The sequence below is a fragment of the Streptococcus sp. Marseille-Q5619 genome (assembly GCF_946901205.1).
Lineage (GTDB): Bacteria > Bacillota > Bacilli > Lactobacillales > Streptococcaceae > Streptococcus.
On the sequence record NZ_CAMPPO010000007.1, the window covers coordinates 76,044 to 92,602 of the forward strand.

Below are 16,559 nucleotides of genomic sequence, written 5' to 3' on the forward strand. Positions count from 1 at the left end.
GAGCATGTCAGATCGTACGATTGGAATTTTAGGCTTGGGAATTTTTGGGAGCAGTGTCCTAGCCGCCCTAGCCAAGCAGGATATGAATATTATCGCTATTGATGACCACGCAGAGCGCATCAATCAGTTTGAGCCAGTTTTGGCGCGTGGAGTGATTGGTGACATCACAGATGAAGAATTATTGAGATCAGCAGGGATTGATACCTGCGATACCGTTGTAGTCGCGACAGGTGAAAATTTGGAGTCGAGTGTGCTTGCGGTTATGCACTGTAAGAGTTTGGGGGTACCGACTGTTATTGCTAAGGTCAAAAGCCATACAGCTAAGAAAGTGCTGGAAAAGATTGGAGCTGACTCGGTTATCTCGCCAGAGTATGAAATGGGGCAGTCTCTAGCACAGACCATTCTTTTCCATAATAGTGTTGATGTCTTTCAGTTGGATAAAAATGTCTCTATTGTGGAGATGAAGATTCCTCAGTCTTGGGCAGGTCAAAGTCTGAGTGAATTAGACCTCCGTGGCAAATACAATCTGAATATTTTGGGTTTCCGAGAGCAGGAAAATTCCCCATTGGATGTTGAATTTGGACCAGATGACCTCTTGAAGGCAGATACCTATATTTTGGCAGTCATCAACAACCAGTATTTGGATACCCTAGCAGCATTGAATTCGTAAAAGAGGGAGCTTCCCTCTTTTTTGATTCCCAAGATAGCAAATAGAGATAGCACCCCTTGTATTCTAGTAAAAGTTCTTCAAAGGCTGGACTTTATGGTAAAATAGAAAGAAGTGACAAGAGAGAGTAATATTCAATGAAAATCAAAGAGCAAACTAGGAAACTAGCCGCAGGCTGCTCAAAACACTGTTTTGAGGTTGCAGATAGGGTTGATGCGGTTTGAAGAGATTTTCGAAGAGTATAAGAAAAAATCAGTCCCCTAAAGGAGTAGATTATGAAGTTATTGTCTATCGCCATTCCTAGCTATAATGCTGCAGCCTATCTTCATTACTGTGTGGAGTCGCTAGTGGTTGGTGGTGAGCAAGTTGAGATTTTGATTATCAATGACGGGTCTCAGGACCAGACTCAGGAAATCGCTGAGCATTTAGCTAGCAAGTATCCTAACATCGTTAGAGCCATCTATCAGGAAAATAAGGGCCATGGCGGTGCTGTCAATCGTGGCTTGGCAGAGGCTTCTGGTCGTTATTTTAAAGTAGTTGACAGTGATGACTGGGTGGATCCTCGTGCTTACCTAAAGATTCTTGAAACCTTGCAGGAACTAGAGAGCGAGGGTCAAGAGGTTGACGCCTTTGTGACCAATTTTGTCTATGAAAAGGAAGGTCAGTCTCGTAAGAAGAGTATGAGTTATGAGTCAGTCTTGCCTGTTCGGCAGATTTTTGGCTGGGACCAGGTCGGAAATTTCTCCAAAGGCCAGTATATCATGATGCATTCGCTGATTTATCGGACAGATTTGTTGCGTGCTAGCCAGTTCCAACTGCCTGAACATACTTTTTATGTCGATAATCTCTTTGTCTTTACCCCCCTTCAGCAGGTCAAGACCATGTACTATCTGCCTGTCGATTTCTATCGTTATTTGATTGGGCGTGAGGACCAGTCTGTCAATGAGCAAGTGATGATTAAGCGCATTGACCAGCAACTGAAAGTCAATCGACTCTTGGTAGACCAGCTTGATTTATCCCAAGTGAGCCACCCCAAAATGCGAGAATATCTGCTGAATCATATTGAAATCACGACGGTGATTTCCAGTGCCCTGCTCAACCGAGCAGGCACAGCAGAGCATCTTGCCAAAAAACGGGAGCTGTGGACCTATATTCAGCAGGAAAATCCAGAGGTTTTTCAAGCTATCCGCAAGACCATGCTCAGCCGTTTGACCAAACATTCAGTCTTGCCAGCCCGCAAACTGTCCAATGTTGTCTATCAAATCACCAAATCTGTTTATGGATTTAATTGATATAAGTATTTTATAAGAGGGATTTAAGAAAAATTTTAACTTTTTCTTAGTCCTTTTTAATTTTAGGAGATTATACTAGAGTCATCAAATAAAGAAAAACTCTAAGGAGAATCCTATGAAATTCAATCCAAATCAAAGATATACTCGTTGGTCTATTCGCCGTCTTAGTGTCGGTGTTGCCTCAGTTGTTGTGGCTAGTGGCTTCTTTGTCCTAGTTGGTCAGCCAAGTTCTGTACGTGCCGATGGGCTCAATCCAACCCCTGCTCAAGTCTTACCCGAAGGGGAATCGGTAACGAAAGAGGGTGACTTAGCAGAAACTCAGGGAGACACCGTTCTTGCTGAAGCGAAACCTGAGGTCGTTGCTGGAAATACGAATTCACTTCCGACACCTACAGAAGGAACTGAAGTGAGCGAGGAAACAAGCCCTTCTCGTCTGGATACACTTTTTGAAAAAGGTGAAGAAGAACAAGAAAATCCAGAGCTAACAGATGTCTTAAAAGAAGCTGTAGATACAGCTGATGTGGCAGGGACACAAGCAACTCCAGCAGATATTGAAAAAGCTGTCGATGAGGATGTTAAAGACAGTATCGATGTCCCAGCTGGCTACCTAGAACAAGCCAAAGTTCCCGGTCCTTTCTTGGCTGGTGTAAACAAACCACTTAAATATGAACTTTTCGCAGGCGATGGTATGTTGACTCGTCTCTTGCTCAAAGCATCTGACAAGGCTCCATGGTCAGATAACGGTGTCGCTCAAAACGAGAAAATTCCACCAGTGAAAAATTTACCTGATGACAAGTATTACTATCAAGTATCTTTGAATGGTAACACCACAGGTAAGCAGGGTCAGGATTTATTAGATACACTTCGTACTAATGGTACAAATACCTATGAAGCTACCCTGACTGTCTATGAAGCAGCCGGAGATAAACCTGATTTGACTAAGGTTGTCAAGGAACGTAAAGTCAATATTACCTTGAACGGTCTTGTAACAAGAAGCGATGTTAACTCTGCAGTTGAAAACAACGTTAAAGACAGTATCGATGTTCCAGCAGCTTATCTTGAAAAAGCTGAAGGAAAAGGTCCTTTCACTGCCGGTGTAAACCAAGTAATTCCTTATGAACTATTCGCAGGTGATGGTATGTTGACTCGTCTATTACTAAAAGCTTCTGATAAGGCTCCTTGGTCTGATAATGGTGTAGCTAAAAATCCTGCTTTATCTCCATTAGGAGAAAATGTGAAAACAAAAGGTCAATACTTCTATGAAGTAGACTTAAATGGCAATACTGTTGGTAAACAAGGTCAAGATTTAATTGATCAGCTTCGTGCTAATGGTACTCAAACTTATAAAGCTACTGTTAAAGTTTACGGAAATAAAGACGGTAAAGCTGACTTGACTAATCTAGTTGCTACTAAAAATGTAGACATCAACATCAATGGATTAGTTGCTAAAGAAACTGTCGAAAAAGCTGTTAAAGATAACGTTAAAGACAGTATTGATGTTCCTGCTGCTTATCTTGAAAAAGCTGAAGGAAAAGGTCCTTTCACTGCCGGTGTAAACCAAGTAATTCCATATGAACTCTTCGCAGGTGATGGCATGTTGACTCGTCTCTTGCTCAAAGCATCTGACAAGGCTCCATGGTCTGATAATGGTGTAGCTAAAAATCCTGCTTTATCTCCATTAGGAGAAAATGTGAAAACAAAAGGTCAATACTTCTATGAAGTAGACTTAAATGGCAATACTGTTGGTAAACAAGGTCAAGATTTAATTGACCAGTTCCGAGCAAACGGTACTCAAACTTACAGCGCTACAGTCAATGTCTATGGCAACAAAGATGGTAAAGCAGATTTGACAAATATCGTAGCAACTAAAAAAGTCACTATTAAGATAAATGTTAAAGAAACATCAGACACAGCAAATGGTTCATTCTCACCTTCTAACTCTGGTTCTGGCGTGACTCCGATGAATCACAGTCATGCTACAGGTGCGACTCATCAAACAGCTGCTGACCATAAGGACATGATGGCACCAGCCAAAGAGACTGATAAAGCAATGCCAGCAAATGACCAAATGGAAAAATCAGGTATGAAGACTGAGACTCCAGCTCCAGGTACTACAGATAGCATGCCTGCTGACACCATGACAAGCTCTACCAATACGATGGCAGGTGAAAACATGGCTGCTTCTGCCAATAAGATGGCTGATACGATGATGTCAGACAAGATGATGTCAGATGATAAAGCTATGCTACCAAATACTGGTGAAGCTCAAACATCAATGGCAAGTATTGGTTTCCTTGGGCTTGCACTCGCAGGTTTACTCGGTGGTCTAGGTTTGAAAAACAAAAAAGAAGAAAACTAATCAGCTAAGGAAATAAATGATGGATAGTGGGCTGACTAAGGCTAGTTTACCAACTCAATCAGCAATCAGGACTTTCTTTCAATAGCAGATTAAAATCATCGTAAAACAATAAAAATAGTGTTATACTTAAAGCAGTATAGCACTGTTTTTATCAAAGGAGAGACAGATGGGAAAGACAATTTTACTCGTTGACGACGAGGTAGAAATCACAGATATTCATCAGAGATACTTAATTCAGGCAGGTTATCAGGTCTTGGTAGCCCATGATGGACTGGAAGCGCTAGAGCTGTTCAAGAAAAAACCGATTGATTTGATTATCACAGATGTCATGATGCCTCGGATGGATGGTTATGATTTAATCGGTGAGGTTCAATACTTATCACCAGAGCAGCCTTTCCTATTTATTACTGCTAAGACCAGTGAACAGGACAAGATTTACGGTCTGAGCTTGGGAGCAGATGATTTTATTGCTAAGCCCTTTAGCCCTCGTGAGCTAGTTTTGCGGGTCCACAATATTTTGCGCCGCCTTCATCGTGGGGGCGAAACAGAGCTGATTTCCCTTGGCAATCTGAAAATGAATCATAGTAGTCATGAAGTTCAAATAGGAGAAGAAATGCTGGATTTGACTGTTAAATCATTTGAATTGCTGTGGATTTTAGCTAGCAATCCAGAGCGAGTTTTCTCCAAGACAGACCTCTATGAAAAGGTCTGGCAAGAAGACTATGTGGATGACACCAACACCTTGAATGTGCATATTCATGCTCTTCGACAGGAGTTGGCAAAATATAGTAGTGACCAAACGCCCACTATTAAGACAGTTTGGGGGTTGGGATATAAGATAGAGAAACCGAGAGGACAAACATGAAACTAAAAAGTTATATTTTGGTTGGATATATTATTTCAACCCTCTTAACCATTTTGGTTGTTTTTTGGGCTGTTCAAAAAATGCTGATTGAGAAAAGCGAGATTTACTTTTTGCTTGGGATGACCATCGTTGCCAGCCTTGTCGGTGCTGGGATTAGTCTCTTTCTCCTATCGCCGGTCTTTACGTCGTTGGGCAAACTCAAGGAGCATGCCAAGCGGGTAGCGGACAAGGATTTTCCTTTAAATTTGGAGGTTCAAGGTCCTTTAGAATTTCAACAATTAGGGCAAGCTTTTAATGAAATGTCCCATGATTTGCAGGCCAGCTTTGATTCCTTGGAAGAAAGCGAACGAGAAAAGGGCTTGATGATTGCTCAACTTTCGCATGATATTAAGACTCCTATCACTTCGATCCAAGCGACGGTAGAAGGGATTTTGGATGGGGTTATCAAGGAGTCGGAGCAAGCTCATTATCTAGCAACCATTGGACGCCAGACGGAAAGACTCAATAAACTGGTTGAGGAGTTGAGTTTTTTGACCCTAAACACAGCCAGAAATCAGGCGGATATGACCAGTAAAGACAGTATTTTTCTGGACCAGCTCTTGATTGAGTGCATGAGTGAATTTCAGTTCTTGATTGAGCAGGAGAGAAGAGATGTCCACTTGCAGGTAATCCCAGAGTCTGCCCGGATTGAGGGAGATTATGCCAAACTTTCTCGTATCTTGGTGAATCTGGTTAATAATGCTTTTAAATACTCAGCTCCAGGAACCAAGCTGGAAGTGGTGGCTAAGCTGGAGAAGAACCAGCTTTCAATCAGTGTAACGGATGAGGGGCAGGGTATTGCTCCAGAGGATTTGGAGAATATTTTCAAACGCCTTTATCGTGTAGAAATTTCGCGTAACATGAAAACAGGTGGTCATGGCTTAGGACTTGCGATTGCGCGTGAATTGGCCCATCAATTGGGTGGAGAAATTACAGTCAGCAGCCAGTACGGCCTCGGAAGCACCTTTACCCTCCTTCTCAATCTCTCTGGTAGTGAAAATAAAGCTTAAAACCCCTTTACAAATCCAGCTATTCATGGTAAAATGGATTTTGTGTGAAATATCAGCAGGAAAGCATGAAGCTCGTCAACAGATGTCTTATGATAAGTAACCTTGGCTGTTTAGGCGAAGGGCATCTGCACGAATCAGGGCTTTCTAAGTGACTATTTCCACCGAAATATTATTTATATCAGGAGGACATTCACATGTCACGTTATACAGGACCATCTTGGAAACAAGCTCGTCGCCTTGGCCTTTCACTCACAGGTACAGGTAAAGAATTGGCACGTCGTAACTACGTACCAGGACAACACGGACCAAACAACCGTTCTAAATTGTCAGAATACGGTTTGCAATTGGCTGAAAAACAAAAACTTCGTTTCACTTACGGTGTAGGTGAAAAACAATTCCGTAACTTGTTCGTACAAGCTACAAAAATCAAAGGCGGAATCCTAGGTTTCAACTTCATGCTTCTTTTGGAACGTCGTTTGGATAACGTTGTTTATCGTCTTGGTCTTGCGACTACTCGTCGTCAAGCTCGTCAATTCGTAAACCACGGTCACATCCTTGTTGACGGAAAACGCGTTGATATCCCATCATACCGCGTAACTCCAGGTCAAGTGATCTCAGTTCGTGAAAAATCATTGAAAGTTCCAGCTATCCTTGAAGCAGTAGAAGCTACTCTTGGACGTCCAGCATTCGTATCATTCGACGCTGAAAAATTGGAAGGTTCATTGACTCGCTTGCCAGAACGCGACGAAATCAACCCAGAAATCAACGAAGCCCTTGTCGTTGAATTCTACAACAAAATGTTGTAATATTTTATTGAATCAGATAGGCTTTAGAGCCTTGATATTAAGCACTTTGGGGCGTTTTCCCTTAGTGCTTTTTGATTTCTCTTAGTATCCAGCTATAATCGTCTATACGTAACTAGACCTATATAGTTCAAAGTGATATAATAGTATAAAGGAGGTGCTACCATGAATGTTTTAGAAAAAAACACACAGGTAAACTTTAAGACTAACAGAGACTTGTTAGAGAAGGCTAAAGCGATTATCACAGCGCAAAATCTTGATATGACAGCCAGCTTTAACTTGTTTTTAGAACGCATTGTAGAACATAAATCCTTGCCATTTGAAACCCAAGTAGACAAAGAAAGAGAAGAACTTCTATCAAGGTTGCGTGCTGAAATTGCCCGTAGCTTTGACGATTTAGAACATGGAAGAACTTACAGTCTTGATGAAGTGAGGGCTAACCTTGGAATTTAACGAGAAGGCATATAGCATCATTATCTCCGAAACGGTACAAGAACAGCTAAGAGGTATTAAAGATTATATCTCAGCTAACTACTTTTCAGAACAGGCAGGAGCAAACACAGTTAAGAATGTTCTTTATGGTTTGGAGCGTCTTGAAGTCTTCCCAGAAGCAGGATTTGATGTTGACGAAAGAGTAGGAGGGATTATATACCCATCCCACAAAACTCGATGCATCATTTTAGGAGATTACCTAGCATTCTATCATATTTTAGAGTATAGAAAAGCTGTCTTTGTATCAGATATTATTCATAGCAAACAGGACTACATCCGCTTGATCAAGAAAAAATAGCGCCTTAGGAAGGCGTTTTTGTTTGGGAATTACGTGATATTGATGATATAATATTTTGGCCCCCTCACTTTAAGGAAGGGAGGTGTTACATATGTTAGAAACTTTACTCACAGTGTTTCTAGCTCCGTTACTTATTAACGTGTTATCTGAGCTTTTCAAGTTATGGCTTAAGAAACGTAAGAAGTAATGGTTAACCCTTTTAGAGGGTAGCAAAAAACCCCATCGGTGGCACGGTGGGGCTTTTTTAGTTACATATGCTGTAACTTTACTCACATTGTAAGTTCATTCTAACATATAACACCCAATATTTCAAGCTTTTATTGCTTATACGCGATGTTGATGATATAATGTTTTGGCCCCCTCACTTTAAGGAAGGGAGGTGTTATATATGCTAGAATTATTTTCCCTTTTTCTAGCTCCGTTACTTGTTAACGTACTATCTGAGCTTTTCAAGCTATGGATAAAGAGACGTAGCAAGTAACATCTAACCCTTTTAGAGGGTAGCAAAGAACCCCATCGGTGGCACGGTGGGGCTTTTTAGTTATATATGCTAGAAGCATTATTTCCCTTTATGCTCTCATTCTAACACAATCCCTCTGATATTTCAAGCTTTTGTTTTGATATTTCCCCAGAGGTCATTCCGCAATCTTATAACACTGAATCCTGTTGTTTGAGTCCGCTCTATTGAAATTAGCACACGCGCTACTAGCCTCCATTCTACAGCAAAGAAATAAACTCTTTTCTAGGGGATTTCCGCCCTCATTTTTGTCTTTTGTGCTAAAATAGACTTATAAATTGAAAATAAGGAATGTTTATGAAATCAGGTAATGGTTTTTGGAAAGGCTGTCTCTATTTTTGGGGCTTCTTGTTCTTATTGGGCCTTTTGGTTCAATATGCTCTCCCACTTGCGGCTTGTGTCCTGCTAGGCTATGGCGGTTATCGTCTCTATAAACGTTGGCGCTATCCTCTTGTACAGGATCGCTCGCTCGACGATCGAATTGAGCTTTTAAAAGCTCGGATTCGTCAAGCAGACAAGGATATTCAGCAATTGGAGGGAACTTTAGTAGAAAAAGGTTCGGAGTCCTATAAGAGTCTGGCCAATCAAGTATTGATCGAACTGAGGGAAATCCATCAGGAGGCGGATCGTCTCAAGTCCTATATCGATGATGATGTTTACAACCGTATTGACAAAAAGGTTCGTACAGTGCGGGCAAATATCGATGTTCAGCTAGAACGTTTGGATAGAGAAAGTCAGGTAAATCTTGAAAATGCGGAGCCAGAGGAACTAGCTCCAGAATTATCCCAGACCTTGGCCAATATTGCTATTGACCATCAGGCCATTTTAGACAAGATTGCCACCTCTGCCGAGGGGGATAAGGAAGAATTGACGGCCATTCATAGTTTGAAGATGGAGAAATTCAAAACGATTTTAGAAGGCTATTTAAAGATTAAGGCCAATCCGAAGAACTATAATCGAGCAGAAGAACGTTTGCAACAAGCTAAAGCAGCTATCGAACAATTTGACCTTGAGCTTGACCAAGTTTTGAGAGAACTCAATGAAACAGATATGCGTGATTTTGATATCAGTCTGCGTATCCTAGAAAAAGATCGTAAAGAATAGGTTAGAAACAAAGGAGTAACCATGACAGAATTTAATTTTGATATTGACCAGATTGCCAATAATACGGTAGCTAAGGTGGATAAAACAACCCAAATCATCGAGACAAATACTGGCTCAGACAAGACCTTGACCTTCCTTGAAAAGTTGAGCCCTGAGCAGCAAGAAGGTATCAAGGCGCACGTGCCCCAGTTAGTAGACCAGTTTGTCACCAATCAAAATGCTCTCTTAGATTTTGGACAATCTGCTGTAGAAGGTGTGAACAATACAGTCAATCGTATCTTGTCAGAACAAAAGAAACTGCAGATTCCCCAAGTGGATGATCTACTCAAGAATACCAACCGTGAGTTGCAAGGTTTTGTAGTCAAATACAAGAACGCTGAAATTGCTGAGTTAGAAGAAAAACCAAACTTTTTGCAACGCTTGTTTAACAAGAGCAAGAATACGCTCCAGGAATTTTACTTTGACTCAAAAACAGTAGAGCAAAAGCTCGATGGCATGGCTGCCGCAGTGGTCAAGCAAGAAGAGGTGCTAGCTCGAAATATCGTCTCTGCTGAGATGTTGATTGAGGACAATACCAAATCCATTGAAAATCTAGTGGGAGTGATTTCCTTTATCGAAGCTAGCCAGACAGAAGCTGGTAATCGCGCTGCCGAACTGAAGGCTCAAGCTGACCAACTTGATACAAGTACGGTAGAATACCAAACCAAGTCACAAGAATTGGCCCGCATGGCTGAAGTGGTCAATACCCTTGAACAACAACATACTGAGTATGTCAGCCGTCTCTATGTTGCCTGGGCAACAACACCTCAGATGCGTAATCTTGTGAAGGTGTCATCTGATATGCGCCAAAAATTGGGCATGCTTCGTCGTAATACGATTCCAACAATGAAGCTTTCTATTGCCCAACTTGGTATTTTGCAACAATCCATGAAATCAGGTGTCGTGGCAGATGCCATTGTCAATGCCAACAATGCTGCCCTTCAGATGCTAGCTGAGACCAGCAAGGAAGTGATTCCACAGATGGAACGAATTGCTCAAAGTCCGACAGTCGCTGTTGAGTCTGTTACCAAACTGGCTGAAAGTCTGGTCGCTCAAAACCAAGGTATCGTTGCAGCAATTGAATTGGGACGCCAGAAACGTGCCCAACTAGAAACAACCATCGTCAAGTCCGCAGAAATGATCAACGATTCTGTCAAACTACGTGATGAGAAAATCGTCCAAGCCCTTCTGGATCAAGGAAAGGCTGCTCAGAAAGAAGTACAAGAATAATACACAAGTCCCTTGTAAGTATAGCTTGCAGGGGATTTTGAATTCTTCCTATATATTATAGCCTCTAATTTAATTCACAAAAAATATAGTCAAAAATGTAGTCATTAGATTGATTTTTATTGTAATGTACTAAAATTAACCAAAAGAAAAAAACGATTGAATGTTAGGTGTTATATCCGATATTATACGTTTTTATAATTTTAAAGAAAATTTGTGAATGTGATTACCCCTTTTTAGTCATTGTCTATAAATTTTATATGGAGATTGAAAACTAGAGTTTGGTATTTTGAGTGTAAGTACCTTAAGTGTTGTTTATCATAATAGTTAATTGAAATTATTATTTATGTTTGGTTTAATTTCCGATAGTCTTATATACGAGTGATTTGTAGATAACTTTAACTTTTTATATTATACGTTGAAATAGTAGTATACCAACATGGGATATCATTTAGTAACTCAGAAAAAAAACAAAAAATGATTGACAAATGAAAAAAAAGTGATAGAATTAATGTGTAAATAAAATGGAACGTTCCAAAAGGAGGAAATTATGACAATTGTTCTTACAAGAATCGACCAAAGGCTTATACATGGTATTACCGTAAATGACTGGAATACACGACTGAAACCTAAAAGATTTATGGTGATTGATGATCAAATTAGTGAAGACGAAATAGTTAAAAGTAGCATGCGAATGAGCAAACCCTCAGGAACAGGAATGTCTATTATTTCAACTGAAACTGCCATCAAAAACTTTAACGAAGGAAAATATGATGATCATAGTGTTTTTGTCATAGTAAAAGAGCCAGAGACATTAGTGAAACTAGTAGATAGTGGAGTAGAATTTTCCGATGTTAATGTTGGTTTTTTATTCGCTGAAGCCGATAGGAAACCAATTACTAATCGTATCTCTTTGAATAAGAAAGAGATTGAAGATTTAAAAGAGCTTTCAAGAAGAGATAAAAATGTATCGTTCCAATATAGACCGAGCGATGAACCAATTAGTCTTGAAACAATACTTTCAAAAATAGATTAGGAGACTATTATGCAAGATATCTTACAAAATTTATTGATTATTTTATTAGCTGGTTATATGACCTGGGATAATGGATCAGGTGTCCAAGTAATTGGAGCCTGGCCAGTTTGTACTGCTTTTGTTATGGGATTGATTACAGGGGATTGGAATACCTCTTTAGTCATTGGTGGCACTCTACAATTAATGTCTTTAGGAGTCACTGCTCTAGGTGGAGCTTCTGTTCCAGAATATGGTGTTGCAACAATTGTTTCTATTTTTATTGCAACAAGAACTGGTGTAAGTACCGGAGAAGCAATTGCTGTTGGATTGCCTGTTGGTTTGTTAACTCTACAGTTGGATGTTTTTGTCAAGTATGTAAATACATTTTGTGCACACTGGGAACAAAAGTTGTTGCATCAAAAGAAATTCTCTCAGATGCAAGCGGTTTATATACTATCAGTGATTATCTGGAGTTTAAAATATATTGTTCCAGTTTTAGCTGTTATTATGTTTGGTGCACCTCTTGTAGATTTTGTAACAAATTTAATTCCAAAATGGTTTACTACAGGACTTGAGGTGGCAGGAAATATGTTGCCGGTGCTTGGTGTTGGACTATTGTTACACTATATGCCTGTTAAAAAATATTTTTCATTTTTGCTAATTGGTTTTGTACTATCAGCTTATATTAAACTCCCAATTCTTGGTGTTGCATTATTAGGTGCAGGTTTTGCTTATATTATCTATCAAAATGAAATAAAGAAAAGTGAATATGTAGCGAGTGGATTAAATATAAGTGTGGAAGGAGATGACTTCGATGAATAATCAAATGACTAGAGGAGAAGTAAAGAAATTAACAGAAAAAGAGCGAAAGGCTGCATTCAGACGCTGGACTTTCGTGGCTGGTCTTGGATGGAACTATGAAACACAGCAAGCTCCTTCAGTTGCTTTTTTAATGGCAAAAGCTTTAAGAAAGATTTATCCAAATGATGATGATTATATTGAAGCCATGGATAATCACTTTAAGTATTTCAACATTACACCTCAAATGGGAAATATGGTGTTAGGTGCTACGCTTGCCATGGAAGAACAAGATGGACTTAAAGCAAAAGAAGCTATTCAAAATTTAAAAATTTCATTAATGGGACCTTTGTCAGGTGTTGGAGATTCACTGTTTTGGGTTTTATGGCCTACAATAATCGGTGGGATTTCTGGATACATGGCGTTACAAGGAAATCCAATAGGTGCTATTATTTGGATTTTAATTTCAATTGCTTTGTATTTTGTCAAAATGGCTTTATCTAATTTGGGATATTCTTCTGGTACTAAACTTGTAACAACTTTTGGAGACAAAATCAATATTTTAACAGATGCTGCATCAGTCATGGGGTTGATGGTAGTTGGAACACTAATTGCAACAGTTATTAAAATTTATATTCCATTTACTTTTGAAGTTGGTAAAGTTAGTTTGCCGTTTCAAGCAGAAGTCATTGATAAGATTATGCCTGCGTTGCTTCCAATGCTACTCTCTGCTCTTGTTTATTGGTTGCTGGGGAAAAAATGGTGGTCACCAGTTAAAGTTATTATTCTACTTGTTGTGATTTCACTTGTTGGTGCTTATTTTGGTATTTTAGGCATACAACCTGCTTAATTACAAGAGAATCAATAGATTCTCTTTTTTATAGAATCGAGGTAAAAATGAAAAGAAGGTTTTTAATAGCGACACATAGTTCTTTAGCAGAAGGATTTACAAATGCACTGAAATTTTTTGCAGGTGATGATATTGATGTTGCGTTTATTAATGCTTATATTGATGGAAAGCCTATTGATGATAAAATTGATTTATTTATCTCTAATGTTAAGGATGAGGATGAATTGATAATAATGACAGATCTACTTGCAGGATCTGTTAATCAAAGTTTATTTAAGTTTGTTTCTCGCGAGCATACACATATTTTAACAGGAATCAATCTAGCTTTAGCTTTGTCTTTAGTTTTGGAATCATTTAATTGTTATCTTACTAGTGAGCGTGTTAATGAATTGGTTAAAAGTTCGAAAGAGAATATAGTTTATATGAATGAATACCAAGTAGAGGTAGATGGTGATGATGAATAAAAATGAATGGTGGAAAGAAGCAGTAGTTTATCAAATATACCCTCAATCATTTAAAGATTCAAATAATGATGGAATTGGTGACATTAATGGTATTCGGGAAAAATTATCTTATCTTAAAGATTTAGGTATCAATGTTATTTGGTTAAATCCAATTTATGAATCGCCTATGGTAGATAATGGATATGATATTTCTGATTACTATAAAATTAATGATATCTATGGTTCAATGAACGATTTTGAAATGTTATTGAAAGAATCACATGAGTTAGGGATAAAAATCATTATGGATCTAGCAGTTTGTGCTTCTTCAATTGAGCATAAATGGTTTAAAGAATCAAAAAAATCTCGTAATAATGAATATAGCGATTATTATATTTGGAGAGACCCTAAAGAAGATGGTTCGGCTCCTAATAATTGGGGTTCTATATTTGGCAGTGGATCAGCATGGGAATATGTTAAAGAAAGAAATCAATATTATCTCCATTTATTTGCAGTAGAGCAGCCTGATTTGAACTGGGAAAACCAGGAACTAAGAAAAGAGATTTATGAAAATATGAAATTTTGGTTAGATAAAGGAGTTGATGGATTCCGATTAGATTCAATCAGTTTGATTTCAAAGAATCAAGATTTTCCAGATGATCCTATGGCTGGTGACAATGAATTCGGAAGTCCATATTATGGTGCTTCAAATGGATCAAGAGTACATGAATTCCTCCAAGAAATGTATAAAAATGTATTAAGTAAATATGAAGTTATGACAGTTGGAGAAGCTACAAGAACTCCTGTAGATAAAGCTATACTGTATTGTCAGCCTGAACGCGAAGAATTGAATATGGTTTTTCAATTTGATCATATGCACGTAGATTATGGAAAATATGGCAGATACTCAGATTTAAAATTTAAATTAAGTGACTTGAAAAAAACGATGTTTCAGTGGCAAAAATCATTAAATGGTGTTGGATGGAATTCATTGTATTGGGATAATCATGATCAACCTAGATTTGTATCACGTTTCGGAAACGATCAACCAAAGTATAGAAAAAGATCTGCTACGATGCTTGCAACAGTTTTGTATTTTCAACAGGGCACTCCTTTTATCTATCAAGGAGATGAAATAGGTATGACAAATGTTTCATTTCCTACAATAGATTTTTATAGAGATATAGAAGCGCAAAATATGTATCAAAAATTCTCTAAAATGGGATTAGATAATAAAGACATAATGAATTACATCCATAATAAATCTAGAGATAATGCTAGAACACCTATGCAATGGAATTCTGAAGAGTTTTCAGGCTTTAGTTGTGCTAAACCCTGGATAGACTTAAATCCCAATTACAACAAAATAAATGTAGAATGTGATAGAACGAGTAGATTTTCAATTTTTAATTTTTATAAAAAACTAATCAACTATAGGAAATGTAATAAGATTGTGAGGGATGGAGACTTTAAAGAAATTCATTTTGCTGACTCCGATGTATTAAGTTATACAAGAAATTATGAAAATGAAACACTTTTGGTATTAGGGTCATTTTCTCAAGAAAAAGTATGCTATAATATTCCTAAATGCTTACAAAATTATAAGAAGGAAATAGTACTTTCAAATTATGATAGTGATACTGAACAAAACAATGATGGTAGTACATTGTATTTAAGACCTTATGAATCATTAGTTTTCTATATACGTCATGAATAATTGAAGATAGTGGAAAGATAGTATGAATATAAATATTAACGATGTAGCAGAGGCGGCGGGTGTTTCTAGAGGTTCTGTCTCAAATTATCTAAACAATAAAAATGTTTCTGATAAAATGAAGTTAAAAATTGAATCTGCAATAAAAAAATTAAATTATGTCCCTAATTCTTCTGCTAGGGATCTTCGATCTAAGGAGTCTAGATTTGTTGTATTTATAATTCCTACAGTTTGGTCTCCTTTTTTCTCAGAACTTACTTACTATATTCAAAATGAACTAAACAGCTCTGGGTATAAAATGATACTGTGCATATCTGATTCTGATTTTGATAAAGAAAAGGAATACATTGATTTAGCTAAGAGTCAAAAGGCGGCAGGGATCATATCGATTTCCTATTCTCAAATGAACGACTTTGTTTCACCAGGAATGCCTCTTGTTTCGATAGAGAAAGAGCCAACAGGAAGATTTTCCATGGTTTCTGCAGATAATTATGAAGGAGGGAAACTTGCTGCTCAGAAACTTGTAGAAAATGGAGCCGAGAAGTTAATATATATAGGTGAAAGAGAACTCTATTCGGATGCAATGATATCAAGAAAAAGTGGTTTTGTGGATTATTGTAAACTCAATCATATCCCTTATGAGACAGTTGATGTTTCAAGTATTAAGAGTCACAAAACTGTAATAAAAGAAATTAAATCTTATGTAAAAGAAAATTATACTAAAATAATAGAAAATAAAATAGGATGTTTTACTATAACCGACGAGTATGGTTATATCTTATTTCAAGTATTAAATTCTTTAAAAATTGCTATTCCACAAAATGTTCAAATTGTTGGTTTTGATGGAGGGAAGAAAAATATGAATGATATCCCAGTACTATCTTCCATCAGACAGCCAGTGGATCTGATGGCAAAAGAATCTGTAAGATTATTGGTGAACTTAATCAATAAGGATGCTGAAGTAGTATCTAGAGTATACTTACCAGTTACATTTTATGAGGGACAAACTACATCTTAGATTATATAA

Annotated in this window: 16 protein-coding genes; all 16 read left to right on the top strand. The window is 38.0% G+C overall.

Annotated features, from left to right (window positions below; translation table 11 throughout):
• Positions 1 to 4: 4 nt before the first annotated feature.
• The 16 genes from OC530_RS09090 to OC530_RS09165 all read left to right on the top strand — a co-directional run bounded on the left by OC530_RS09090 (position 5) and on the right by OC530_RS09165 (position 16,550).
• Positions 5 to 670 (top strand): TrkA family potassium uptake protein, encoded by a 666-nt coding sequence (locus OC530_RS09090; protein ID WP_050226157.1) that lies wholly within the window; start codon positions 5 to 7, stop codon positions 668 to 670.
• A gap of 272 nt (positions 671 to 942) precedes the next feature.
• Entirely contained in the window at positions 943 to 1,959 is a 1,017-nt protein-coding gene (locus OC530_RS09095) for a glycosyltransferase family 2 protein (RefSeq protein WP_262081121.1), read from the top strand.
• A gap of 115 nt (positions 1,960 to 2,074) precedes the next feature.
• On the top strand, positions 2,075 to 4,318 hold the full coding sequence (locus tag OC530_RS09100) for a PavB family fibronectin-binding SSURE repeat adhesin (protein WP_262081122.1): 2,244 nt from the start codon (positions 2,075 to 2,077) through the stop codon (positions 4,316 to 4,318).
• Positions 4,319 to 4,484: 166 nt separating this feature from the next.
• Complete coding sequence (locus tag OC530_RS09105) at positions 4,485 to 5,183, top strand: response regulator transcription factor (protein WP_000520637.1); 699 nt, start codon at positions 4,485 to 4,487, stop codon at positions 5,181 to 5,183.
• Positions 5,180 to 6,232: a HAMP domain-containing sensor histidine kinase gene (locus OC530_RS09110; RefSeq protein ID WP_218764667.1), complete on the top strand. Its 1,053-nt coding sequence runs from the start codon at positions 5,180 to 5,182 to the stop codon at positions 6,230 to 6,232. The genes OC530_RS09105 and OC530_RS09110 overlap by 4 nt, the downstream gene beginning before the upstream one ends.
• Positions 6,233 to 6,426: 194 nt before the next feature.
• Complete coding sequence (gene rpsD / locus OC530_RS09115) at positions 6,427 to 7,038, top strand: 30S ribosomal protein S4 (RefSeq protein ID WP_000092756.1); 612 nt, start codon at positions 6,427 to 6,429, stop codon at positions 7,036 to 7,038.
• Positions 7,039 to 7,200: 162 nt separating this feature from the next.
• Positions 7,201 to 7,488, top strand: a complete 288-nt coding sequence (locus OC530_RS09120) for a type II toxin-antitoxin system RelB/DinJ family antitoxin (protein WP_112444862.1) — start codon at positions 7,201 to 7,203, stop codon at positions 7,486 to 7,488.
• Complete coding sequence (locus OC530_RS09125; protein WP_112444860.1) at positions 7,478 to 7,825, top strand: type II toxin-antitoxin system RelE/ParE family toxin; 348 nt, start codon at positions 7,478 to 7,480, stop codon at positions 7,823 to 7,825. Before OC530_RS09120 ends, OC530_RS09125 begins: the two co-directional genes overlap by 11 nt.
• Before the next feature lie 814 nt (positions 7,826 to 8,639).
• Positions 8,640 to 9,446 (top strand): hypothetical protein, encoded by an 807-nt coding sequence (locus tag OC530_RS09130; protein ID WP_112444858.1) that lies wholly within the window; start codon positions 8,640 to 8,642, stop codon positions 9,444 to 9,446.
• A 21-nt stretch (positions 9,447 to 9,467) separates the two neighbouring features.
• Positions 9,468 to 10,715, top strand: coding sequence for a toxic anion resistance protein (locus tag OC530_RS09135; RefSeq protein ID WP_262081124.1), 1,248 nt, complete (start codon positions 9,468 to 9,470; stop codon positions 10,713 to 10,715).
• Positions 10,716 to 11,262: 547 nt separating this feature from the next.
• Positions 11,263 to 11,748 carry a PTS sugar transporter subunit IIB gene (locus OC530_RS09140; protein ID WP_262081125.1) on the top strand — a complete coding sequence of 162 codons (486 nt, stop codon included), beginning with the start codon at positions 11,263 to 11,265 and terminating at the stop codon, positions 11,746 to 11,748.
• Between the two features lie 9 nt (positions 11,749 to 11,757).
• The gene (locus OC530_RS09145) at positions 11,758 to 12,549 is read left to right on the top strand and encodes a PTS sugar transporter subunit IIC (RefSeq protein ID WP_262081126.1); all 792 of its coding nucleotides are present in this window, start codon (positions 11,758 to 11,760) and stop codon (positions 12,547 to 12,549) included.
• Positions 12,533 to 13,375 (top strand): PTS system mannose/fructose/sorbose family transporter subunit IID, encoded by an 843-nt coding sequence (locus OC530_RS09150; protein WP_262081127.1) that lies wholly within the window; start codon positions 12,533 to 12,535, stop codon positions 13,373 to 13,375. The genes OC530_RS09145 and OC530_RS09150 overlap by 17 nt, the downstream gene beginning before the upstream one ends.
• A 47-nt stretch (positions 13,376 to 13,422) precedes the next feature.
• The gene (locus tag OC530_RS09155) at positions 13,423 to 13,839 is read left to right on the top strand and encodes a PTS N-acetylglucosamine transporter subunit IIBC (protein ID WP_262081128.1); all 417 of its coding nucleotides are present in this window, start codon (positions 13,423 to 13,425) and stop codon (positions 13,837 to 13,839) included.
• Positions 13,829 to 15,535 (top strand): alpha-glucosidase, encoded by a 1,707-nt coding sequence (locus OC530_RS09160; RefSeq protein WP_316043879.1) that lies wholly within the window; start codon positions 13,829 to 13,831, stop codon positions 15,533 to 15,535. Before OC530_RS09155 ends, OC530_RS09160 begins: the two co-directional genes overlap by 11 nt.
• Positions 15,536 to 15,557: 22 nt before the next feature.
• Complete coding sequence (locus tag OC530_RS09165; protein WP_262081129.1) at positions 15,558 to 16,550, top strand: LacI family DNA-binding transcriptional regulator; 993 nt, start codon at positions 15,558 to 15,560, stop codon at positions 16,548 to 16,550.
• The last annotated feature ends 9 nt before the right edge of the window (positions 16,551 to 16,559 follow it).

Bases quoted from the DNA above. Each gene is read 5' to 3' on its own strand.
- OC530_RS09090 (WP_050226157.1), top strand. From the start codon at position 5: ATGTCAGATCGTACGATTGGAATTTTAGGCTTGGGAATTTTTGGGAGC.
- OC530_RS09095 (WP_262081121.1), top strand. From the start codon at position 943: ATGAAGTTATTGTCTATCGCCATTCCTAGCTATAATGCTGCAGCCTAT.
- OC530_RS09100 (WP_262081122.1), top strand. From the start codon at position 2,075: ATGAAATTCAATCCAAATCAAAGATATACTCGTTGGTCTATTCGCCGT.
- OC530_RS09105 (WP_000520637.1), top strand. From the start codon at position 4,485: ATGGGAAAGACAATTTTACTCGTTGACGACGAGGTAGAAATCACAGAT.
- OC530_RS09110 (WP_218764667.1), top strand. From the start codon at position 5,180: ATGAAACTAAAAAGTTATATTTTGGTTGGATATATTATTTCAACCCTC.
- rpsD (WP_000092756.1), top strand. From the start codon at position 6,427: ATGTCACGTTATACAGGACCATCTTGGAAACAAGCTCGTCGCCTTGGC.
- OC530_RS09120 (WP_112444862.1), top strand. From the start codon at position 7,201: ATGAATGTTTTAGAAAAAAACACACAGGTAAACTTTAAGACTAACAGA.
- OC530_RS09130 (WP_112444858.1), top strand. From the start codon at position 8,640: ATGAAATCAGGTAATGGTTTTTGGAAAGGCTGTCTCTATTTTTGGGGC.
- OC530_RS09135 (WP_262081124.1), top strand. From the start codon at position 9,468: ATGACAGAATTTAATTTTGATATTGACCAGATTGCCAATAATACGGTA.
- OC530_RS09140 (WP_262081125.1), top strand. From the start codon at position 11,263: ATGACAATTGTTCTTACAAGAATCGACCAAAGGCTTATACATGGTATT.
- OC530_RS09145 (WP_262081126.1), top strand. From the start codon at position 11,758: ATGCAAGATATCTTACAAAATTTATTGATTATTTTATTAGCTGGTTAT.
- OC530_RS09150 (WP_262081127.1), top strand. From the start codon at position 12,533: ATGACTTCGATGAATAATCAAATGACTAGAGGAGAAGTAAAGAAATTA.
- OC530_RS09155 (WP_262081128.1), top strand. From the start codon at position 13,423: ATGAAAAGAAGGTTTTTAATAGCGACACATAGTTCTTTAGCAGAAGGA.
- OC530_RS09160 (WP_316043879.1), top strand. From the start codon at position 13,829: ATGATGAATAAAAATGAATGGTGGAAAGAAGCAGTAGTTTATCAAATA.
- OC530_RS09165 (WP_262081129.1), top strand. From the start codon at position 15,558: ATGAATATAAATATTAACGATGTAGCAGAGGCGGCGGGTGTTTCTAGA.